Source organism: Pedobacter sp. GR22-6, assembly GCF_037402555.1.
Classification (GTDB): domain Bacteria; phylum Bacteroidota; class Bacteroidia; order Sphingobacteriales; family Sphingobacteriaceae; genus Pedobacter.
This window is the reverse complement of sequence record NZ_JBBEUC010000002.1, coordinates 589,607-612,779: the sequence shown is the minus strand read 5'-3', so window position 1 is coordinate 612,779 and position 23,173 is coordinate 589,607. Positions and strand designations below refer to the sequence as shown.

The following is a 23,173-nucleotide window of genomic DNA, read 5'->3' as shown; positions in this document are numbered from 1 at the left end:
AAAATTCGTTTTTCCTGTTCATCTCTCTATGTAATATTAACACTTTTTTAACAGGCGTTTTCCACAAGTGTTGAAAATGTGGAAAAATCATGTTTTGTGGAAAAATACTACGGTTTTATATAATCCTCATCACTGACGTTCATGTCATCTTTAATAAAGTCCTTGGTTTTTGCCAGCAATTTATCAAACAAGCCACCACCGGACCGCTTTGTTTTTTCTTTGTCTTTTGGTCGCTCAACAAAAACACCGGGTTGCTTCATTTCCTCCAATAGTTCTTCCGCCTTCTGAATTCCTTTAATTAACAACCCCACACTCGTTGCATACATCGGGCTTTTCAAATCATCGTAAATTGTCTTTGGCATATCTTCATATTTCGACAAATGCTCATTGGGATACCCAACACGGCAATCCAATCCCGTTACATATTCCACAAGTTGCGAAAGATGCTTCAACAAAGCGCCCCCTCCTGTGATGACTACACCTCCGATCAGTCGCTTTTCATATCCAGAAGACTTAATTTCATAATAAACGTGCTCAATGATTTCCTCCATTCTGGCTTGAATAACATAAGCAAGGTTTTTAACAGAAATCTCCTTAGGTTCCCGGCCTCTCAATCCAGGAACACATATAATTTCATTTTCTTTATTCTCTTCAGCAAGGGCAGAGCCAAAACGCGTTTTCAACAATTCTGCCTGATTCCTCATCACAGAGCAACCTTCTCTGATATCTTCAGTAACACTATTACCGCCAAAAGGAATTACCGCTGTATGACGGATGATACCTTCATGGAAAATCGCAATATCCGTAGTTCCACCACCGATATCCACCAGCGCTACTCCAGCTTCTTTCTCTTCATCGCTCAACACCGACTCAGAGGAAGCCAATGGCTCCAGAATCAATTCCTGAGTCTGTAGCCCAGCATTTGTCACGCACCTCATGATGTTTTTCACAGCAGTAACCTGACCAGAGATGATGTGAAAATTTGCTTCCAGTCGAACACCAGCCATACCAATCGGATCTTTGATTCCCGGTTCATTGTCGATAGTAAACTCCTGAGGTAGCACATGAATGATCTCTTCTCCTGGGGGCATTACCAGTTTAAACATATCATCAATCAGCTTATCTATATCTTTTTTACCGATTTCGTTATTGAGCTCTCTGCGCGTCAAGATACCGCGGTGCTGCAGACTTTTGATGTGTTGACCAGCAATACCCACGTTTACAACGCGAATTTCTACATTAGATTGCCCGCTGGCGAGCTCCACTGCCTGAGAAATTCCCTGTACCGTTTTTTGTATATTAGATACTACACCTCGAGTTACACCCGCCGATTCTGCCTTCCCTATACCTAATACTTCTATTTTTCCATGTTGTGTTCTCCGTCCAACGATTACACAGATTTTAGTAGTACCAATATCCAATCCTACTACTATTGGAGACTGAGTGGTTAATTTTTCTTTGCCCATAACTATATCGATTTTGTTGAGTTTATTAATTGTTTTTCTTGGTATCTGTTTTTGTTGCTTCAAATTCTTTTCCTTCACCTGGTTCCTCATGGCTCAACGAGTCTACAGGTTTAGGGGTAATCTTCAGATTATTTGCAGAGGAATCAACTTTATTCTTCTCGCAAACCACCTGATTGGTATATTTTATATTGATCGTTTTATAGGTATCCCAGCCAACTTTAGGCATCGCTTTTTTATAAAACGCAAGTAAATTTCTCATTTTCAATTCCAGCGAATCTGCTACCCCAAGGACAATACGTTGATTTCCTACTCTGGGAATAAACTCAATATCACCCTGCTCATCTACAAATAATTGCTCTATCTGTGCATCCCATAAGGTATCTCGCTTGATAAATAGCGCAGTCTTATAGAGGTCTTTAGCCATTTTTGTAATAAGCGTATCTACTCTACCGCTAAAATGCTCCAATATCTTACCATTTGCGACCAATACATTTGCTGTAAAGTTTGGTGAAACCGGCATCTTTAATCCGTCTTTGTCAATGTAAAAATCTTGATCACTGGCATTGATAACCCTCAATATGGGTTGACGCTGCTGTATTTCTATATGTATCACACCATCCATATCAGCATAAACTTTTGCAAATGCGATGTAGGGATTCGATTTGATATTTTTTTCAATGTCCTCCAAATTGATCTGTTCCAAGTTACGCCCTATCAAGGTACCTTGGTTCTGTTTCAGAATGGCATCGATTTCTTCCCGCTCTATAAAATTATCAGCGCCTGGAATCAGTATTTTGACATTGGTACAAGTCACAGTCTGTTTCTTCACTCCCACAAATCCCATAAGCACCACCAAACCGCTGAGACAAACAGTCCAGGCAAAACATTTAAATAACAATTTCCAATTTATCCGCTTAATCATCTGTCATCAATTTTTTAAGTGGTTGTATCAATGTATCAATATCTCCTGCGCCAACAGTTAAAAGTAATTCTGGCCGCTCATTTTCTATGCGCTCAAGCACACTATCTTTATTGCACAGTGATTTTTGTTTTGAATGGATTTTTTCCAGCAAAAAAGTTGAGTTGATTCCTTCTAAGGGCAGCTCCCTTGCAGGATAAATCTCTAACAACAATAATTCATCCACAGTACTTAACACTTCAGCGAAGCCATCTGCAAAATCACGCGTACGTGTAAACAGGTGAGGCTGAAAAATTACAGTGAGTTTCTTTTCAGGATAGAGTTGTCTTACTGCATCAAAACAAGCCCTCAATTCCTCCGGATGATGCGCATAGTCATCTATATAAATTTTGCTTTTTGTGTTTACAATATATTCAAAGCGCCTCTTCACGCCTTTAAAATTTGCCACTGCTGATTTTATTTTCTCTACAGAGATACCCAATTTCAAAGCTACAGCTATAGCAGCCAAGGCATTCTCTACATTATGGTTACCTGGCAACATGAGTTGCAGACCTACTATAGTAATATCTTCAGAAACATAGTCAAATACAAAACTCGCATCCTCTACCCCTATATTGGCGGCCCTAATATTCGAATCGGACCCAACGCTATAGGAAATCCCATGATCCAAAGGCAAACCTTGTTTTTTAAACAGGGAGCCTCCGCCCTTCAACTGTTTAGCAAACAACTGAAACGACTCATGTAACTGAGCAGCATCTCCATAGATGTCCAGATGATCTGCATCCATAGCAGTAATTACAGTAATATCCGGATGTAAGGTTAAAAAAGAGCGATCGTATTCATCCGCTTCAACTACCACCACATTATTATCTGACAATAAGAAATTACTATTGTAATTTGTCGCAATCCCACCGAGGAAAGCAGTACAACCATAACCACTATCGGTAAGTAAATGTGTAATAATAGAGGATGTAGTCGTTTTTCCATGAGTACCAGCAACAGCAATGCAAAATTGGCCCCTGCTAATGATACCTAAAACCTCTGACCGTTTTTTCAATGAAAAACCAGACTCACTGAAATAATGCAGCAAGACGGATTCCCTTGGAATTGCAGGAGTGAAAACGATCAATGTATCCGACTCCACCTTCAAAAACGGCTCAGGCAAAGTAGCTACGTCATCCTGATAAGAAATATCCATTCCTTCTGCTTCTAATGTTGCAGTTAAATTGGTTCTCGTCTTGTCATATCCGCAAACCAGACATCCTCTGTTTGCAAAGTATCTTGCGATCGCACTCATTCCGATACCTCCAATACCAACAAAATACACTTTATGAATGGCGTTAAGCTCCATACGCTCCCCCTTTCCCAGCCAGGATCATTACCTCTTTAGCAATCACTTCATCAGCATTTGGCAAGCCCATCTTACCGATGTTCTCTGCTAAGACAGCGCTCCGATCTTTGTCCTTTAACAAAATCAGTGCTTCTTTTACCAACGTATCTTCAGCAGAACGATCCGCAATTAATAATGCAGCATTATTTTGGACCAATGCAAGCGCATTTTTCGTTTGATGGTCTTCAGCCACATTAGGAGAAGGAACCAGAATCACCGGCTTCTTAATCAAACAAAGTTCTGCGATAGTACCTGCACCTGCCCTTGAAATGATCAAATCTGCAGCCGCATAAGCCATGTCCATTTTATTCAAAAATTCCAAAATCCTAATATTGGGGTGGACATTCAGCCCTACTCGTTCCAATATTCCTTTATAGTATGATTTACCAGTCTGCCAGATTATCTGTACATCTTCAGCAATTATTTCAGATAAGTGTTTTTCTATACTTTTATTAAGTGTTCCTGCCCCAAGGCTTCCTCCTGTTACAAGAATTGTCCTCTTCAATGGATCAAGCCCCAATAGTTCTGCTCCCGAATGATGCTTATTAACGATGTTAGCGACATCCTTACGAACCGGATTACCGGTTTTCAGAATCCTTTGCAAAGGAAAAAACTGATCCATATGGTCAAATGCCACACAAATCTTTGAGGCTTTTTTACCCAACCATTTATTTGTGATTCCTGCGTACGAATTTTGTTCCTGAATCAAATACGGAACCCCTTTCAAAGAAGCCGCAAACAATATCGGTCCAGAAGCATAGCCTCCTACTCCCACAACCGCATCAGGCCTAAAATCCTTAACGAGCTGCATAGCCTTACTTAAACTCGAAAAGACCTTTCCTGGTAACGTTAAATTCTTCAATAAAGATCCTCTCTGAATCCCACTGATATTTAGACCAACAATTTTATATCCGGCAGCAGGAACTTTTTCCATTTCCATCCGTCCCAGAGCACCAACGAACAGTATTTCACAGCCAGGCTCTATACGCCTCAGCGCATTCGCTATGGATATCGCAGGAAAAATATGTCCTCCCGTACCACCACCTGAAATAATTATTCTCGTTGCTCTCATTCTATTTTTCTTATGCCATTGCAGGAATGTCACCCACAATCACCTTTTTACTCACACTTTTCTCCTCCACATCCTTGCTCACACTCAATATAATGCCAAAAGCAATACTGGTAAACAAGATTGAGGTTCCCCCCATACTCACCAATGGCAAGGGTACCCCGGTAACCGGACCTAAACCTACAGCAACTGCCATATTAGCGAAGGCCTGAATCGTTAAACTAAAGCTCAGTCCAGCAGCAAGTAAAGCACCAAAAGCTTTGGGACTTTGCGTAACTATCCTAACACATCGATACAATAGTACCAAATAGAGTACAACAATAGCCAGCCCCCCGATAGTCCCATACTCTTCTATGATAATGGCAAAAATAAAGTCAGAATATGGGTGAGGTAAGAAGTTTCGTTCTGTACTATTGCCGGGCCCCTTTCCAAACAAGCCACCGGTAGCCAAAGCAATCTTCGAATGGTCTGATTGGTAAGTTTTGTCAGAGTGCTGCAGTTCAGGATGCATAAAGGCATCGATCCTTGAACGCCATGTACCAGCCCGTTCTGTAGTCAGAAAAAGAATGAAGATCATCACAATTCCGCCGGCACAAACCAATGAAATCTGTTTGATACTCACACGTCCAACAATCAACAGCAATACACTCACACCAAAAAGCATCAGTCCTGTCGACAGATTCGCTTTCGCAATTAGCCCGAAGACAATCACAACGGAGCCCATAATCGGCAAAAAAGACTCCTTTACATCCTTGATATTCTCCTGTTTCTTAGTTAACATTCGGGCTAAAAATGTAATCAACGAAAGCTTGGCTAAATCTGAAGTTTGAAATGTTAAGCCAATCACCGGTACCTGAACCCAACGCGAGGCCCCATTGATCTGACCTGTAAATAAGGTGTAAATTAACAATGGGATCGTGATGATCATCAGGACTTTTGAAATGCCAGCATAATACTTATAGTCTAGCAAGTGTGAAATGTAGATCATACCTATACCCAGAATCACAAAAATCACGTGTTTGAACAATAAATACCGTTCTACAGTAACTCCCTTATTATACGCAATATTACCGGTTGCGCTATAAACCGTTAATATGGAAATCATAGACAACAGAATAATGATCAGCCAAATCCAGCGATCACCCTTTGTCTTGTCGAGAAGTGTATTTATAGCTAACATCATTATAGTTCTTTTACAGCAGCCTTAAATTGATTGCCTCTATCCTCGTAATTTTTAAAAAGATCAAAACTGGCGCAGGCTGGAGACAACAGTACAGTATCTCCTTTTTTTGCCAGATGATAGGCTACCTGAACCGCCTCATGAGCCGAAAAGGTATTCACGATTATTTCCACATCGTCTTCAAAAGCCTCGTGAATCCGCTTGTTATCCTTACCCATGCAGACAATGGCTTTTACTTTTTGATGTACCATATCTTTCAGCATCGCGTAATCGTTCCCTTTATCAACTCCACCCATGATCAAAATCACTTCACTTCCGACACTCTCCAGCGCATACCAGGTAGAATTTACATTGGTCGCTTTGGAATCGTTAATGTAATCGACACCTGAAATCTTCGCAACGTGCTCCAAGCGATGTTCAATATTTTTGAAATCTCCCATACTTTCACGAATGGCGGAATTTCTGATATCTAATACTTTCGCAACTATGCCCGAAGCCATAGAGTTATAAATATTATGCTTGCCCTGAAGGGCTAACTCTGTAATAGACATGGTCAATGGGTTATTTAGGTTTATATTTATGTGTATATTATCGCTTTCTAAGTAGGCCCCTTCTTCTATTTTTTTCCTGATGGAAAAAGGATAGCGTTTAGAGGAGGGCTTGATCTGTTTCATAATCTTAAGCGTCTCTTCATCATCGGCGCAATAGATAAAAACATCATCATTTTTTTGATTTCTTGTAATTCGCATTTTCGAAGCAGCATAATTGCTCATTTTATAATCATAGCGATCCAAATGATCGGGCGTGATGTTAAGCAATACGGCTATATCCGCTTTGAAATCGTGCATGTCATCCAACATAAAGCTGGACAACTCTAAAACATACCAATCAAAATCGGAGGTAGCAACCAATGCGGCAAAACTATTCCCTATATTTCCTGCAAGACCTACATTTAAACCCGCATTTTTTAAAATGTGATAGGTTAGCATCGTTGTTGTCGTTTTCCCGTTCGATCCGGTAATGCAAATCGTCTTGCCTTTGGTGTAACGCTTTGCGAATTCTATTTCAGAAATCAAAGGAATTCCTTTTTTCCGAATTTCCCGAACTATTGGGACTTGATTAGCAATACCCGGACTCTTAATCACTTCCGTGGCTAATAAAATTTGATCAGTGCTATGTTGCTTTTCCTCAAAGCGTATATCGTGTTCAGTTAACTTCTGTTTGTATTGGTCTGCAATGATGCCAAAATCCGACACAAAAACATCAAAACCTTGTTTCTGCGCCAGTATTGCCGCACCCACACCGCTTTCACCAGCTCCTAGTATGACGATCAGATTCTTTTTCATTACCTCAATTTTAATGTGATGATAGTGATGATTGCCAACAAAATCCCGATGATCCAAAAACGTGTAACAATCTTTGCCTCATGGTAACCTTTCTTTTGATAGTGATGGTGAAGTGGCGACATTAGAAATATTCTGCGCCCCTCTCCAAATCGCTTTTTTGTATATTTAAAGTAGGATACCTGCATGATCACAGATACCAATTCGATCAGGAATATTCCACACAGGATCGGAATCAATAGCTCCTTTCTGATCATAATGGCATAAGCAGCGATGATCCCGCCTATAGCTAAACTTCCTGTATCACCCATAAATACCTGGGCAGGGTAAGAATTGTACCAAAGGAATCCTACGCAAGCCCCCACAAAAGCGCCGGCAAAAATCATCAGTTCCCCGGAATTGGGAATGTACATGATATTTAGATAATCCGCCATTTGCGTATTCCCGGAAACATAGGCCAATACCCCCAAAGTTACCCCAATCACAGCAGATGTGCCGGTTGCCAGCCCATCAATTCCGTCGGTGATGTTTGCGCCATTGGAAACGGCTGTAATAATGAATACCGTAAAAGCCAGAAAGATTAAAAATGCATATTTCTCGTAGTCCCCACCTATAAACTTAAGGACTTTGGCGTAGTCAAATTCATTGTTTTTATAAAAAGGGATATTCGTTTTCGTAGATTTTACATCCTGTGTGTAGTAAAAGGTCTCTCCTTTTTGACGGAGAACCATTGGTGCGGTCGACTTACTTTCTACATTATCCTGAACCGTAGTCCTGACTACAATATTTGGATGAAAATACATAGTACAACCAATAATGATTCCCAAGCCAACCTGTCCGACCACCTTGAACCTACCCGCAAGTCCTTCCTTGTTCTTACGGAAGACCTTAATGTAGTCATCCAGAAAACCGATGGCCCCCATCCAAACCGTGGTTACCATCATCAGGATCACATATACATTGCCAATATTTGCAAAAAGCAAAGTCGGGATCAAAATGCCCAGCAGGATAATAATACCACCCATTGTCGGGGTACCTTGTTTTTGCATTTGTCCTTCTAAACCCAAATTCCTGATCGACTCTCCCACCTGCATTAACTGCAAATAATTGATAATCCTGCGACCGTAAACAGTGGTGATGATCAGAGAGACAATGATCGCCAATGAAGTACGGAAGGTGATGTACTGAAACAACCTCAATCCAGGAAAATCGTAATGCTGATTTAGATACTCAAATAAATAATATAACATTAGCTGATCAGGTTAAATTGTTCCTTTAATACTTCTTTATCGTCAAAGTGGTGTCTAACACCATTGATTTCCTGGTATTTCTCATGCCCCTTTCCCGCCAGTAGAATGATATCTCCAGGATTAGCCAGATGGCAGGCAGTTTTGATTGCTTCTCTTCTATCTGAGATCGTCAAAGTTTTTCTTTGATTGCTTGGCGACACACCTTTTTGCATATCTGCTAAAATAGCCTGGGGATCTTCCGTGCGTGGATTATCAGAAGTAAGTATTACTTTATCACTCCAATCACAGGCCACCTGAGCCATTATCGGTCTTTTTGTTTTATCCCTGTCTCCGCCACAACCAATAATAGTGATGACTTGCTCGGTACCTTTTCTGATATTTTGGATCGTAGTCAACACATTCTGCACCGCGTCAGGAGTATGCGCATAGTCGATTATTCCAATGATATTTTGCCTTGAAGTCAGGTAATCAAATCTACCTTCTGCACCCGTCAACATACTCATTGCGGTCAACACAGTCAGCTCATCCTGTTCCAAAAGCATCGCTGTTCCATATACAGCTAAAAGATTATAAGCATTGAAAGAACCTACCAATTTGAAGAAGACATCCGCATTATTGATATCCATGTGCAGGCCACTGAAACTATTCTCAATAATCTTAGCCTTAAAGTCAGCCAGTTGCTTCAAAGCATAAGTTTTTTTATTTGCTTTGGTATTTTGAAGCATTACCATGCCATTTTTGTCATCAAGATTAGTCAAGGCAAAAGCAGATTTTGGCAAGGCATCAAAAAAACCTTTTTTTGCTTTTATGTAGTTGTCAAAAGTGACATGAAAATCCAAATGATCATGTGTAATATTAGAAAACACACCACCTGCAAAACTCAGCCCTTCAATCCGATGCTGCACCACAGCATGCGAACTGACTTCCATAAAGCAATAATCACAACCTTCTACAACCATCTGATCCAGCAAATGATTTAGTGCAAGAGGATTAGGTGTAGTATGCGTCGCAGCGATAATCTGATCATCAATCTGGTTCTGAACGGTAGAAATCAAACCAACTTTATAGCCCAATTCACGAAACAGCTTAAACAATAAAGTCGCAATAGTAGTCTTGCCATTAGTACCTGTAATGCCAATTAGCTTTAATTTCCCGGAAGGGTTTCCATAAAAATTAGTGGCCATAATCCCGAGTGCAACAGCACTATCCTCCACCTCAATATAAGTGACTCCTTCTTTTTGCTGATCAGGAATCTGCTCGCAGATAATTACATCAGCTCCCGAAGAAACTGTAGCCTCTATATAATCGTGACCATCTGAAAGCGTACCTTTTATTGCAAAAAATACGCTCCCCACATTCACCTTACGCGAATCAAAGACCAAATCCAGCACTTCCCGATTGGTTGTACCAACCAGGTTCTTTATTGCAATTCCATATAGTACTTCCTGCAACTGCATCTATTGTAATTCTAATTGTACCAACAAACCTTTTCCTATCCTGCTGCCCGCAGCAATAGATTGCCCAGTCACTTTTCCACGTCCCTTAACCTTTGTTTTAAGACCGGCATTTCCCAGCAAATACAAAGCATCCTTCAACCCCATACCGTTCACGTTAGGCATCACTCCTTTCAAAGAAGTAAAATCTTCGTAGGCGATACCATTACTCGTATCTATTTTATTGAAATAGTCAGACTTGGCAGCATAGAGCGTTTTAATGCCAAAGGCTGTATATACCTTTTTCACTGCCTTACTTTGCCCTGCTTTCGCTTCAGGATTATTCGTATTACCTACCAGATGCTCTGGGATATTATTATACATCTGTATATCCCTTGCGTAAATACGGTCAGCAATCTCCTTAAAAACCGGACCGGCGACCTGCGCGCCATAATAACCATTCTTAGGACCGTTTATACTCACCATAATAGAGTACTTAGGCTTATCCGCAGGAAAATAACCACAGAATGATGCCTGGTAACTTTTTTTGCCACGATACCCTCTGTTATCATCCGCCACCTGTGCAGTACCCGTTTTTCCTGCCACACGGTACAGAGGAGAGCCCATTTCCTTACCTGTTCCCTTTGTCACTACGCTCTCCAGCATCGCCTGTAATTTCTTTATAGTCTTCGGTGAGCAGATTTCATCTTTAATTACCCTGGCACTGAACTGTTCGATCGGATTTCCCAAACGTCTGATTTCCCGTACAAAAATCGGAGAAATGTACTTACCATCATTAGCTACTGCATTGTAAAATGCCAGCATTTGAAGTGGAGTAATCTGCATTTCATAGCCATAAGCCATCTGAGGAAGGGTCATGTTTTTATTCCAGTCCTTGAACTTAGGATTTTTAATGATCGGCTTTGGTTCTCCAGGGATTTGTAAGCCCAGGCGCTCATTCATATGGATATCATAAAAATGATCTGTAAACTCAGAAGGATTTTCCTGATAGTGCATATTCACCAATTTAGCAACCGCAGTATTCGCCGATTGCTCAAAAGCTTTCATTACCGTAACCGTCCCGATACCACCATGCGAATCCCTGATTGTATGGGAAGGGATCCTATAAGTTCCATCACCAGTTGCAACCATAGTATTCGTATCCACTTTATCGTCTTCCAATAAAGCCATATACGAAGCGAGTTTAAATGTTGAACCCGGATCCTGACTACCCCCTATTGCGTAATTGAATTTTTCTTCATATACACCCTCTTTAACACGGGTATAGTTAGCCACAGCCCTCACTTCTCCTGTAGTTACTTCCATTAGAATCACTGTACCGTGGTCAGCATCACTAATCTTCAACTGCTTCTCCAGGGCTTTCTGAGCGAGATCCTGCATATTAATGTCAATAGTAGAAATGATATCAGCACCTTCTTTTGGTGCCACTTCTGCTTCATCATTGATCGGCATCCACACACCACCCGAAATCCGCTGCACTAATCTCCTACCACTTTCACCATTGATGTATTCTCCATAGGCACCTTCCAGCCCTACACCATTACTCACATTTTCGTTCTTGTAACCAATAGTTCTCGCAGCCAGATATTTAAAAGGTCTTATCCGCTTATTCTGCTGAACTGCAATCAATCCGCCGGTATATTTACCTACATTATACAAAGGAAAACTTCTGATTACTTTTAGTTCCTGATAACCTACTTTACGTTTGATCAGAAGGTAACGGACACTATCGCGCCTGGCAACACGCAAATACCTGGAATATTCCTTAGGTGTTTTATCTTTAAAAAATTGCGATAAACGCAATGCCAGAGAATCAACTTTTGAATTAAATAAATTATCATCTGCTATACCACCAGCATACATATCCATACGCAGCTCATATTCAGGTATCGAAGTCGCCAATAGACTACCATCAACGGAATAAATATTTCCACGCGCAGCTTCTACATTGATATACTTTGTAGAGAGACTATCGGCCATGGCACGCCATTTATGTCCCTCCACAAACTGTACATCGCATAGCCTGATGAGTACTGCCACGGCAAACAGCACTATCAGTCCGAAAGACAGATAAACACGCAATAATATGTTAGCTCTAATATTCATTACTGTTTATAATAATTTTTTTTGGTGGTTCAGTTAATTCTTTAATACCTAAAGTGTCTACCTTCTTCGCAACCTCAGTTAGCTTACTTTTGAACATCAAATCTGCTTTCAGAGATTTGTATTCCCAACTTAATTCCTTTACTTCCTTATTTAATTTATCTATATTCCTAACATTCTTTACCGCCATATGGCTATTGCCGATATACAACATACACAGCACCGCAAGAAAGATTAAAAACGGCAACATCTCCGTTGCCGACTCTTTACTTACCACCCCTTCGGTAAATAACTTCCTGAAAAATGCACTTTCCACTACGGGAGACTTACTTTTCAGTTTTATATCCAGCTCTTCTTCAACCTCCTGCTCATCTGTCTGTGTCCTAAACTGGTTATTCATATCTTTTCTCCTATCCGCAGTTTAGCACTCCTGGATCTGCTATTGCGTTCCAGCTCTTCTTCATCCGCCACAATCGCCTTCCTGGTAAGCACCCTGAAAGGCTTAATTTCATTACCAAAAAAGTCCTTTTCTACTTCACCTCTAAATTTCCCTTTAGACAAAAAATTCTTAACCGGCCGATCCTCCAATGAATGGTAAGACATTACGACCAGCCTCCCCCCCTCATTCAATACTTCCGCCGACTGTACAAGAAAGCTCTCCAAGACATCGATCTCTGCATTAACTTCAATACGCAATGCCTGAAAAACCTGAGCCATATACTTATGCTCCTTACCTTTTGGAATATGCGCTGCCGCAACCCTTTTGAAATCACTGAGCGTCTCTATAGGACGCTCCACACGACCGGTAACTACAGCTTTTGCAAGCGATTTTGCATTTTTCACTTCACCATAAATCCCAAATAGTTTATGCAACTGATCTTCAGAATAAGTATTCAATACACCTGAAGCGGTCAGCTTACCTTGCTGATCCATACGCATATCCAGAATTGACTCGAAACGGGTTGAAAAGCCTCTCTCAGCTTCATTAAACTGATGAGAAGAAACACCCAAATCCGCCAGGATGCCATCTACTTTTTTAAAACCCAACAAGCGCAGGTTATTTTTAAGATAGGCGAAATTCTGATCAACAAAACGAAATCTTGGGTCAGCTATTCTATTTCTTTGAGCATCAGGATCCTGATCAAAAGCAATCAATACACCATCAGCACCTAAATGTTTTAATATTTCACGGGAATGACCACCACCACCAAAGGTTACATCAACATACACTCCATTCGGCTTGATGTTCAAACCCTCAACACAAGCATCCAGCATTACCGGCACATGATAGTTATTTTCCATCTTCCCCCCTTTTTAAACTACCCATTACCTCTTCAGCCAACCTCGCGAAATCTTCTGGCTCTTTATCAAACAAAGCCTCGTAAGCCTTCTTGGACCAAACTTCCACCTTATCAAACTGACAGGCCAACACCAGATCAGTATTGATTTCAATACCAACAGACTCCAATAAAGACTTTGGAAGATTCACCCTACCTGCCGCATCCAATATCAACTCGGTTGCACCACGGGTAAAATAACGTATGAATTCTCTTGTTTTTTGCTCGTACGGGTTCAACTTACCCAAGTCCTCGACAATACCCTCCCACACTTTTTTAGGATAGATCACCAGATGCTTTTCAAAACCCCGGTTAATCACAAGTCCCTCTTGCTCAACATTAGGCAATTGCTTTTTCAGACTCGAAGGAACCATCAAGCGGCCCTTCGCATCCAATTTACAATCAAACTCTCCTAATAATTGAACCATATCAATATGTGCACTTTTTATGTAGTGTAAAAATAGGTACTTCTACCACTTTCTACCACATTCTACCACAAAAAGTTTTCCACATATTAAATCATTACCACTTTCCCCCATTTTAGCCAAAAAAAGGCCTTATTTACTGGTGGGAGAAAGTGGGCAAAAAAAACAGGCGTATCGTAAAAACGACCGCCTGTCCTTAAAACTATTCAAAACACCTAGTCGTTAATTGCCTTAACACCAGGAAGTTCTTTCCCTTCCATATATTCCAATAATGCTCCCCCACCTGTTGACACATAACTCACTTTATCTTCCAGGCCAAACTTCGCAATAGCAGCAGCAGAATCACCTCCACCGATTAGTGAAAAAGCGCCATTTTCTTGTGTGGCAGCCACAACTGCATTCGCAATCGCACGGGTTCCCTGCTCAAAATTCTCCATCTCAAATACCCCCATCGGACCGTTCCACAACAATGTCTTGGAACCCTTGATCACTTCAGAAAACAACTCCACTGTTTTGGTACCAATATCCAAACCCATCCAGTCCGAAGGAATCTTACCTGAATCGACAGCATCTTTTCTCGCTTCATTATCAAATTTATCAGCGATTATAGTATCAACAGGGAGAATCAGGTTTACACCCTTATCTTTTGCTTTCTGAATCAATTCCAAACAAAGTGCCATACGATCTTCTTCCAGCAATGATGTGCCAATTTCGCCACCTTGCGCTTTCGCAAACGTATAGGCCATCCCACCACCGATGATCAGGTTGTCCACCTTGTCAAGCAGGCTCTCGATCAAAAGAATTTTATCTGAAACCTTTGCCCCACCCATAATTGCAGTAAAAGGCTTTACAGCACCATGATTTACTTTCTCCGCATTTTTCAATTCTTCAGCCATCAGATAACCGAAATATTTGTTTTCAGGAAAAAAATCAGCAATAATCGCAGTGGAAGCATGTGCACGATGTGCAGTTCCGAACGCGTCATTTACATATACATCACCCAATTTGGATAATTTTTCAGCAAAATCACGGTCACCTTTTTCTTCCTCTTTATAAAACCTTAGATTCTCTAATAGCAAAACCTGGCCAGGGGTAATATTTGCTGCTTTTTCAACTGCCTCTGTCCCGATACAATCATTAGCAAATTGCACTTCTAAATCTAGCATCCTGGACAAATCACCCAATATATGTTTCAAAGAATATTTATCTTCCGGACCGCCTTTTGGCCTGCCCAAATGAGACATTAAAATCACACTTCCACCATCATTTAAAATCTTGGTGATGGTAGGCAGCGCAGCACGCATCCTTTTATCATCGGTAATATTGAATTCTTTATCCAAAGGCACATTAAAATCTACTCTGATTAAAGCTTTCTTATCTGAAAAATTGCATTGATCTATTGTTCTCATCTTTTAAAAAAATTATTTTATAGTATGGTTTTGGTGGTATTTTATGTATTTAAATTTCTGATCATATTAAAGTGCGGACCTATCCCGGAAATTTCGAACTCTTCGGAAAGCATCTCAAAGCCCAATTTAGTATAAAATGCGGTCGCGGAACTCCTTGCATTACACCAAATATAAGAAGCATTAGCAGATGTAAGCATTGAAAGTGCAAATTTTATCAACTCAGTGCCGCAGCCACTTCCCCGATAAGCAGTCCCTGTAGCCATCCCCCTTAGCCTAAACCCCAACCCTGGTCGTTCAGGATAGTTGTCCGGAAAAAGCGTTGCTACACTAACCAACTGCGTACCGACAAAAAAACCCAAATGAAATACCCCCTCTTGCTCATCTTCAGGGAAAACACATTCTTCAAATGGCTTACCATTTCTCAATATAGCACTTCGAAGCGGCAACGTTTCTCTTGCAGAAATGCACCTAACCATGGACCAACTGGATTTTTTGCACCAAATCTACCAGCCTGGCTGAATAACCGGACTCATTGTCATACCAACCGACCACTTTAACCAAATCCCCAACAATCGAGGTCAGCTGGGCATCGAAAATGCAGGAATAAGTATTATCCAATATGTCAACTGATACAATTGGATCTTCAGTATAAGATAAAATGCCCGACATTTGGTTTTGAGCTGCATTCTTAAAGGCCTCATTGATTGCCTCAATTGTGGTTTCCTGTTTTAATATGCAGGTAAAATCTGTTAGTGAACCATTCAGCACGGGCACTCTGATTCCCGCTCCCCCAAGCTTCCCTTCCAGGTGCGGAAATATACTGGTGATGGCTTTTGCAGCGCCGGTGCTCGTGGGTATAATGGAAGCAGAAGCCGCTCTTGCTCTTCTTAAATCCTTGTGAGGGGCATCATGTAGGTTCTGGTCGCCTGTCATAGAGTGAATTGTCGTAATGTACCCATCTAGTATTCCCCAATTGTCGTCCAATATTTTTACCATCGGAGCAACATTATTCGTCGTACATGAAGCATTCGAAATCACTGTTGCCCTTAAATCTATATCATCATCATTCACTCCAAGAACTACCATTGGAACATCCTTGTCTGCCGAAGGCGCAGAAATCACTACTTGCTTCGCACCAGCCTTTAGATGACGCTCTGCAGCAGATCTCCCGGTAAATTTTCCGGTTGCCTCAATGACCAGATCAACATTAAGATTCCTCCAAGGTAAACGCTCAGGATCAGATTCTGCAAATACGTGGATATGTTTTCCGTTAATGATCAGGCTTTTTTCATCAGAGTCAACCTCTCCTTTGAACCCACGATGCACCGTATCATATTTAAAAAGATGAGAGAGCGTAGCTGGATCTCCAAGGTCGTTTATAGCCACCACATTGATGTTTTTTTCGATTGCCCTTCGTAAAAAAATACGCCCGATCCGGCCAAATCCATTGATTGCGATATTCATTTGCTCGTTTTGTTTATAGGGGCAAAAGTACCTATATTATGGTAGTTGCGGTAGTTTTTCATTGGTAATAGTATTATATTTTACAACAATATTAATTTCACTTGCACCGGAATGTATCTTTCATCAAAACATCTTTCAGGCGATATCCCTTATCAAGCCGTTTTCCTATTCGGTAAGTAATCAAAGTATTGATCAACATACAAGTCACAAAGGTTGCTGTCATTACAAACAAGCTTCCTCCTGCGCTCAAAAACAAACCAATCAAGATCATCCAGATACTAAAACAAACAAGAACCCATACAATTTTCTTATCGTCCATACCCAAAAACTTCAATCTGTGGTGAATGTGATTCCTATCTCCGATGAAGGGCGACCTGCCATGAAGTATTCGGATCACAAATAGCCGGAATGTATCAAAGATTGGGACAACCATCACCGACAGACAGAGTCCAAACGCAGATGTTGACCAAATGATAGGATCTTCCGACACCGGACTATTGATCGAAATTAACTTGAGCGCAGAGCCCGCACTGATTATTCCGATTAGCATTGCCCCCGAATCCCCCATAAAAATTTGCCCATGGTAATTGTACTTTAAAAACCCGCAGACAGCTCCAGCGAACGCAAAGGAAATCAACGACCAACTTGTATAGCCTTCCCGTAAAAAAAGCAGACCAAATAAGCAGTTAACCAAAAGTCCAATAGTACCCGCCAAGCCATTTAGCCCATCAATCAAATTAAAAGCATTGATTACCAATAAAGTGATAAAAAGATAAATAGTCATCCTGGTACCAAATTCCAATCCATATCCACCCCATAAAACTAAAATAGCAGAAACCGCAAATTGTAAGGTAAATTTTCTCATTGGACATAATCCACCGACCAGATCATCCCGCAAACCTACTATAAAGATGAGCGTAGAAGCACAGGTAAGCGCCCAAATTTCAGAGCTAACCATATCAATGCTGCACAATAACGTGAGGGTAAAGGAGGAAAAAAAGCTCAAGCCACCCAATCGGGAAATTCCGTATACGTGCTCCTTCCGGTGGCAATCTGACTCATCATACAGTCCATGGCGCTCGCAAAAAGCAATAATCAAGGGTAACTTCAAGACTGCTAAGGCATAGGCGAAACAAAAAACAGATACAACAGCAAATACTACCATAGTCGAAGTTGTTTTAATTTACCTACCTTCTTTACAAAAAGCGCCTTCAGTGGAAAAGGAATTTTATTGCGCTTTAATGCATGATAATCGGTCCATAAGGTCAGGCATCGTATCGAAACAGACCTACTGCTCATCCCACCCGATCGCATGACAACAAGTAACCTGTTCAGAAAAAAACTCTTGATCTTCCTGACATAGAAAAACCTAAGAACCAACTCATAGTCTGCACTACAGCCCAAAGTCAATACATAGTTACCGAAGGACTGAAACAGCGCCCGCTTTAAAAACAGTGCAGGATGAGCAGGCATCCAGCCTGATTCAATATCTTCCCTCGTAGCTTCCTTAGAATTCCAGCACCTCAATATTCGTCCTACTTCTGTACGACTGACCAAATTGAGGTTACCGTAAACTGCGTCGCAGGAATTTCTCCGAAAGCAATTTACTATAGCAGAAACTACTTCATCGTCGGCAAAAAGGTCATCAGAATTCAAAACTCCAACAATTTCTCCGGAAGCCAATGCAATTCCTTTATTTAACGCATCATAGAAACCACAATCTGAGCCGATTTCAAAACGATCAATTCGGTCCAGATAATTATAGATCACAGCCAATGTACCATCTGTAGAACCACCGTCTATAACAATATACTCGATGCATTGATAATTCTGAGCTAAAACGGAAGCGATGCACGCTTCAATAAAATTGACTCCATTAAAAACACAAGTGATGATAGTTACTTTCATAAATAATTAACATATTTGCCAGCAAGATTATATAAAATAACTAATTAATCAAATTAAATTATCAAATAAAAATATTGTTATACTTTTAAGAATTTTATGGAATTCACTAAAAAACTGAAGAACCGTCTTAAAACTTGGAATTTTTATAAAAATATTGGAGGAGACTATGAGAAAAGAGCTTAGCTATTTGAAATTAGTTGTTATTCTGAGCAGCAAATGGCCGCTATTACTTTTGTCAGCGATTTTGGGTACACTTTTCGCCTACGGTTATTTATGCTTCTCCAGTCCTGTCTATATCTCACGCACTTCATTAAAGTTTGAAGATCGCCGTTCTGAGCTCTCAGAACTCACTAGCATCAGAAATTTATATGATCGGACAAATAAGACCGAATCGGAAAAACTAATTATCCGCTCTGATCAGGTGATCAGAAATGCCTTTAAATCCCTAAATTATCCGGTATCATTTTATGTCCGAGAAAATTTTAAATTAGTTAACTGCTACCCTGAGAAGTTATTGGATGTGCGTATTCTTCAAAAGAATACGCCATTAGGGAGTACAACATGTACTTTCAAAGAGGTCAACAAACAGCGATATCAGCTTTCTTTAGAGGATCGGGAAGGTCGTATAACAGTGAGCGAATATAATTATGGAACAACGATTAGCCTTCCCGAAGCGACTTTTCGTATACTGAAGCTTAACAGCGAGACCAACAAACCCGTCATCTTCCGTTTTAATCATGAGGGTGATTATCTGGAAAAAATCAATCGATCCTTAAAAATCGACGATCATTTAAACGTAAATGTCCTTAAGCTAAGCATGTGCGATAGCAACCCCTATTTCGCCACAGATATATTAAATGCCATTGTAGATCAGTACCTAAATTTTGACCGTTCCCTTCGTTCTTCCTCAGCAGTCCAGACCGAAAAATTCATCACGGATATTCTTGAAAGGCTTGATACAAATACCAGAATTTCCAAACTACAAATTCAAAAATTCAAAGTTGCCTATCCCTTTCTGAAAAGAGAAGATCTCATCGCCAAATTAGAGATATTAAAAGAGGAACAACGGCAGCTCAAATTAAAAGAAATCCAAATTAATTTTATAAAGACCAAGCTTCCTATCCTAACCGAATCGCTCAATCAGGATCTCTCAGGCATGACTGACCCTCAACTCCTCTCCCTGATTGGTAAATTCAACGAACTCTTCATCCAAAAGCAGGAAAAACTAAGTCAGTTTACACCGACAAATCCCTCAGTTATTGAACTGGACAAACAAATTACCAACCTTAAAAAAAGCATAGAGAATAACCTCAAGAATCAACTGGCAAATCTCAGTATACAAAATGATTACCTGGATACCGAAATGCAACATCTGATAACAATAGTCAAAAAAAGTCCGAATTCAGAAGGTACTTACATGGATCTGGAATCCAAGCTCGCTGTTCAGGAAAAAGTCAATACCTACCTCTCAGAAAAAAAACTGGAAGCCCAGATTTCAAAATCAGCAGTTACCGCTGGAGCCAGCATAATAGATCGCGCGATGCCGGCTTCAAATCCATTATCGCCTGTTCCAAAAAATGTCTATATAAATTTCATTTTGTCCTGCTTGCTGTTGACTTCAATTGTCATCCTGGGCATTCGTATGGCCAATATCTATATTTATAATCAAGATGAAATAACAGCAGGCACCTCAATACCGCTCATCGGTGTCGTGAGGTATCATAAATCATTACCTGACCAGCCATTTCTGCTATTGGACGAACCAAGGTCTCCTTTTTCAGAATCCATTCGCGGGCTTAGGAGCAACTTGGCTTTTCTTCAGACCCACCATCGCTGCAAGATCATCCACACCAGTTCCGAAATTGCCGGTGAAGGAAAATCTTTGATCACCTTAAACCTGGGAATTGCGATCTCTCTAACAAAGAAACGTGTGCTTTTAATCGCCGCTGACTTAAGAAAACCAAGCTTACACCACCGGCTAAAAATCAGCAATCAGCATGGCCTCAGCAACTACCTCGCCGGAAATGCTCCTTTAGAGAAGATTCTAACAACCACATCGATCAGCAATTTAGATTTTATCCCAGCGGGTACCTTAGCCCCAAATCCATCAGAACTACTGTTAAGCGCTCGGATGACAGACCTACTTGAGCAACTACGATTGGAATACGATTATATATTATTGGATTCTGCCCCTGTAGGTTTAGTCTCAGATGGAAAACCATTGATCAAATCAGCAGACATCAACCTTTTCGTACTTCGGTCCGGCCTATCCAGACATCATTTTATCGATACCGCGGAACGACTCAAAAATGAATTTCAACTCAATAATCTGGTATTGATATTAAATGGAGTTAAAGAAAGTCCTTTTCACGATTCATATTACAAAGGTACGGGTTCCAACAGACAGACAGCCTACCAGTACCCCACACAACATCCCCATCAATACAATGACTATTTCGAGATATAACGAAACGCCAACTACATCATGAAAGATAAAAAACAGATTTTATTACTGAGCCTGAATACTTTTAGTCAAACGGGTGGAATTCCACAGGTATGTAAAACACTAACGCATGCGCTCTCCGAAATTTGCACAAAAGAGAAATCCAACTTCTGTGCACTTGCTTTACATGACGGCAAACCAGTTATTCGATACACTGAAAACTGTGAATTCAGGGGCTTCAAGCGAAACAAATTCAAATTTCTGAAAGAAATTATAGTTAAACAGTTTAGCGCAGGAACAATCATCCTTAGTCATGTCAATTTACTACCTGTAGTTCCCATCATCAGGATTTTTAATCGAAAGACCCCTATCATCTTAATTGCTCATGGAGTGGAAGTTTGGCGAAAACTAAATACTTGGCAGAAACACCTTCTCAATACTGAAGTGCTCGTTTGGTCAGTGAGTGAGTTCACAAAACATACCATGATAGAAGAACATTCGATATCAGAAGGCAGGATCAGTATCCTTAGAAATTGTCTCGATCCTTTCTTCAGCATTCCTTTAACCTTTAACAAACCAACATATCTCAAAGCGCGATATCGGTTATCGCAACAGAAAGTCTTAATGAGCATTACCCGCATGAGCAGTCATGATGTTCAGAAGGGATATGATAAAGTGATTGCTGTCATGCCTGAACTATTGCAAGATTTCCCAAATCTGCAATACTTACTCTGCGGAACGCAACAAAAGGAAGAAACAGAACGACTCCATCATCTCATCCGGCTACTCAAACTGGAAAATCACGTGAAGCTGATAGACTTTATCCCGGAAAATGAATTAGTGGACCACTACTTACTCGCCGACATTTTTGTGCTCCCCAGCAGGAAAGAAGGTTTCGGAATTGCTTTCATAGAAGCGGCTACCTGCGGATGTGAAGTCATTGCCGGAAATGCGGACGGTAGCAGAGAAACATTGCTCAGTGGAGCTCTAGGCTCGACGGTGGATCCCGACAATCTTCATTTACTCCAGCGCACAATCAAACAAACATTAAACAGTCCAAAAAAAATATCAGCAGAAAATCAACAACGGATATGCTTAGCTCAGTTTGGCTACCCGAATTATGAAAAACACATCGTCAAGCTACTTGAAAGCCTGAAATCCAACCTATGAAAAACAAACGACAATACTGGACAATCAAGCCTCTAAAATCCCCTGTCAACCTGGATATGGGCGCTATATTTTCTCATCGATATCTCTTACTAAAATTAGTACAACGTGAGATTCGGGCACAATACCACCAAACCTTGCTTGGCCCAATTTGGTTTATCCTCCAGCCGATACTCAGTACCCTTATTTTTACATTCAGTTTTGGGAAACTTGCCGGAATTCCAACAAATAATATTCCTCCTTTTTTATTTTATCTATCAGGGATTGTGATGTGGACTTTCTTTGCAGAGAGCATCAACAAAACAGCAAATATCTTTAAAGACAACGCCAAAGTCTTTAGTAAATTCTACTTCCCCAGAGTATTGGTACCTCTTGCGACAATCGGTTCCTTACTATTACGTTTCGCGATTCAACTGAGCGTTCTCTGCTTACTTTCCTTTTTGTATCATTTAAAAGGATACCCCATCCAGCTTCGTATGCATTTACTTGTTCTTCCAATACTATTGACTAATGCAGCTGCTCTGGGGCTCGGTATAGGGCTGATCGTATCTTCAATTACCATAAGATACAGAGACTTCAGTTTCCTTGTTGCGTTTGGCATTCAACTGATGATGTACGTAAGCCCGGTCATATTTCCTCAATCGGCAACACCAAAAAAGCTATTGATATTCATCAAACTGAATCCTATATCTACCCTTCTTGAACACTTTCGATATGCCTGGTTCGGCAAGGGAAACCACGATATGAATTCCCTGCTATACACGACTACATTTGCTGTGATCATATTGCTATCCGGACTTGTAGTCTTTAAAAAAGCACAACAAAATTTCATAGACTACTTCTAAA

General features: G+C 40.6%; 20 protein-coding genes. 3 read left to right on the top strand and 17 right to left on the bottom strand.

The features are described from left to right. Nucleotides 1-107 precede the first annotated feature (107 nt). The 17 genes from ftsA to WAE59_RS10070 all read right to left on the bottom strand — a co-directional run bounded on the left by ftsA (nucleotide 108) and on the right by WAE59_RS10070 (nucleotide 18,717). Nucleotides 108-1,466 carry a cell division protein FtsA gene (gene ftsA, locus WAE59_RS10150; protein ID WP_337855842.1) on the bottom strand — a complete coding sequence of 453 codons (1,359 nt, stop codon included), beginning with the start codon at nucleotides 1,464-1,466 and terminating at the stop codon, nucleotides 108-110. A 25-nt stretch (nucleotides 1,467-1,491) separates the two neighbouring features. Continuing rightward, nucleotides 1,492-2,388: a cell division protein FtsQ/DivIB gene (locus WAE59_RS10145; protein ID WP_337855841.1), complete on the bottom strand. Its 897-nt coding sequence runs from the start codon at nucleotides 2,386-2,388 to the stop codon at nucleotides 1,492-1,494. After that, nucleotides 2,381-3,736, bottom strand: a complete 1,356-nt coding sequence (murC, locus tag WAE59_RS10140; RefSeq protein ID WP_337855840.1) for a UDP-N-acetylmuramate--L-alanine ligase — start codon at nucleotides 3,734-3,736, stop codon at nucleotides 2,381-2,383. Before murC ends, WAE59_RS10145 begins: the two co-directional genes overlap by 8 nt. Next, nucleotides 3,726-4,847 (bottom strand): undecaprenyldiphospho-muramoylpentapeptide beta-N-acetylglucosaminyltransferase, encoded by a 1,122-nt coding sequence (gene murG / locus WAE59_RS10135; protein WP_337856551.1) that lies wholly within the window; start codon nucleotides 4,845-4,847, stop codon nucleotides 3,726-3,728. Before murG ends, murC begins: the two co-directional genes overlap by 11 nt. A 10-nt stretch (nucleotides 4,848-4,857) precedes the next feature. Continuing rightward, on the bottom strand, nucleotides 4,858-6,024 hold the full coding sequence (locus WAE59_RS10130) for an FtsW/RodA/SpoVE family cell cycle protein (protein WP_337856550.1): 1,167 nt from the start codon (nucleotides 6,022-6,024) through the stop codon (nucleotides 4,858-4,860). A 2-nt stretch (nucleotides 6,025-6,026) separates the two neighbouring features. After that, the gene (gene murD, locus WAE59_RS10125) at nucleotides 6,027-7,370 is read right to left on the bottom strand and encodes a UDP-N-acetylmuramoyl-L-alanine--D-glutamate ligase (protein ID WP_337855839.1); all 1,344 of its coding nucleotides are present in this window, start codon (nucleotides 7,368-7,370) and stop codon (nucleotides 6,027-6,029) included. Beyond that, entirely contained in the window at nucleotides 7,370-8,617 is a 1,248-nt protein-coding gene (gene mraY, locus WAE59_RS10120; protein ID WP_337855838.1) for a phospho-N-acetylmuramoyl-pentapeptide-transferase, read from the bottom strand. The genes murD and mraY overlap by 1 nt, the downstream gene beginning before the upstream one ends. Further along, nucleotides 8,617-10,074, bottom strand: coding sequence for a UDP-N-acetylmuramoyl-L-alanyl-D-glutamate--2,6-diaminopimelate ligase (locus tag WAE59_RS10115; RefSeq protein WP_337855837.1), 1,458 nt, complete (start codon nucleotides 10,072-10,074; stop codon nucleotides 8,617-8,619). Before WAE59_RS10115 ends, mraY begins: the two co-directional genes overlap by 1 nt. Beyond that, the gene (locus WAE59_RS10110; protein ID WP_337855836.1) at nucleotides 10,075-12,177 is read right to left on the bottom strand and encodes a penicillin-binding protein; all 2,103 of its coding nucleotides are present in this window, start codon (nucleotides 12,175-12,177) and stop codon (nucleotides 10,075-10,077) included. After that, a complete protein-coding gene (locus WAE59_RS10105) occupies nucleotides 12,167-12,574 on the bottom strand; it encodes an FtsL-like putative cell division protein (RefSeq protein WP_337855835.1) in 408 nt (135 codons plus the stop codon). Before WAE59_RS10105 ends, WAE59_RS10110 begins: the two co-directional genes overlap by 11 nt. Continuing rightward, the gene (rsmH, locus tag WAE59_RS10100) at nucleotides 12,571-13,476 is read right to left on the bottom strand and encodes a 16S rRNA (cytosine(1402)-N(4))-methyltransferase RsmH (RefSeq protein WP_337855834.1); all 906 of its coding nucleotides are present in this window, start codon (nucleotides 13,474-13,476) and stop codon (nucleotides 12,571-12,573) included. The genes WAE59_RS10105 and rsmH overlap by 4 nt, the downstream gene beginning before the upstream one ends. Further along, nucleotides 13,466-13,939 (bottom strand): division/cell wall cluster transcriptional repressor MraZ, encoded by a 474-nt coding sequence (gene mraZ, locus WAE59_RS10095; protein ID WP_337855833.1) that lies wholly within the window; start codon nucleotides 13,937-13,939, stop codon nucleotides 13,466-13,468. The genes rsmH and mraZ overlap by 11 nt, the downstream gene beginning before the upstream one ends. A gap of 212 nt (nucleotides 13,940-14,151) precedes the next feature. Next, nucleotides 14,152-15,345 (bottom strand): phosphoglycerate kinase, encoded by a 1,194-nt coding sequence (locus tag WAE59_RS10090; protein WP_337855832.1) that lies wholly within the window; start codon nucleotides 15,343-15,345, stop codon nucleotides 14,152-14,154. 41 nt (nucleotides 15,346-15,386) lie between these two features. Beyond that, entirely contained in the window at nucleotides 15,387-15,821 is a 435-nt protein-coding gene (locus WAE59_RS10085; protein ID WP_337855831.1) for a GNAT family N-acetyltransferase, read from the bottom strand. Continuing rightward, a complete protein-coding gene (gap, locus tag WAE59_RS10080; RefSeq protein WP_337855830.1) occupies nucleotides 15,814-16,809 on the bottom strand; it encodes a type I glyceraldehyde-3-phosphate dehydrogenase in 996 nt (331 codons plus the stop codon). Before gap ends, WAE59_RS10085 begins: the two co-directional genes overlap by 8 nt. Before the next feature lie 97 nt (nucleotides 16,810-16,906). Further along, nucleotides 16,907-17,974 (bottom strand): MraY family glycosyltransferase, encoded by a 1,068-nt coding sequence (locus WAE59_RS10075; RefSeq protein ID WP_337855829.1) that lies wholly within the window; start codon nucleotides 17,972-17,974, stop codon nucleotides 16,907-16,909. Next, a complete protein-coding gene (locus WAE59_RS10070; protein WP_337855828.1) occupies nucleotides 17,968-18,717 on the bottom strand; it encodes a glycosyltransferase family 2 protein in 750 nt (249 codons plus the stop codon). The genes WAE59_RS10075 and WAE59_RS10070 overlap by 7 nt, the downstream gene beginning before the upstream one ends. 166 nt (nucleotides 18,718-18,883) lie before the next feature. Here WAE59_RS10070 and WAE59_RS10065 point away from each other — a divergent pair, with 166 nt between their 5' ends. Genes WAE59_RS10065 through WAE59_RS10055 form a run of 3 tightly spaced genes read left to right on the top strand, consistent with a single transcriptional unit; the run spans nucleotide 18,884 to nucleotide 23,172 of the window. Further along, on the top strand, nucleotides 18,884-21,184 hold the full coding sequence (locus WAE59_RS10065; RefSeq protein WP_337855827.1) for a polysaccharide biosynthesis tyrosine autokinase: 2,301 nt from the start codon (nucleotides 18,884-18,886) through the stop codon (nucleotides 21,182-21,184). 18 nt (nucleotides 21,185-21,202) lie between these two features. Then, nucleotides 21,203-22,330 carry a glycosyltransferase family 4 protein gene (locus WAE59_RS10060; protein WP_337855826.1) on the top strand — a complete coding sequence of 376 codons (1,128 nt, stop codon included), beginning with the start codon at nucleotides 21,203-21,205 and terminating at the stop codon, nucleotides 22,328-22,330. Further along, nucleotides 22,327-23,172, top strand: a complete 846-nt coding sequence (locus WAE59_RS10055) for an ABC transporter permease (protein WP_337855825.1) — start codon at nucleotides 22,327-22,329, stop codon at nucleotides 23,170-23,172. Before WAE59_RS10060 ends, WAE59_RS10055 begins: the two co-directional genes overlap by 4 nt. The last annotated feature ends 1 nt before the right edge of the window (nucleotide 23,173 follow it).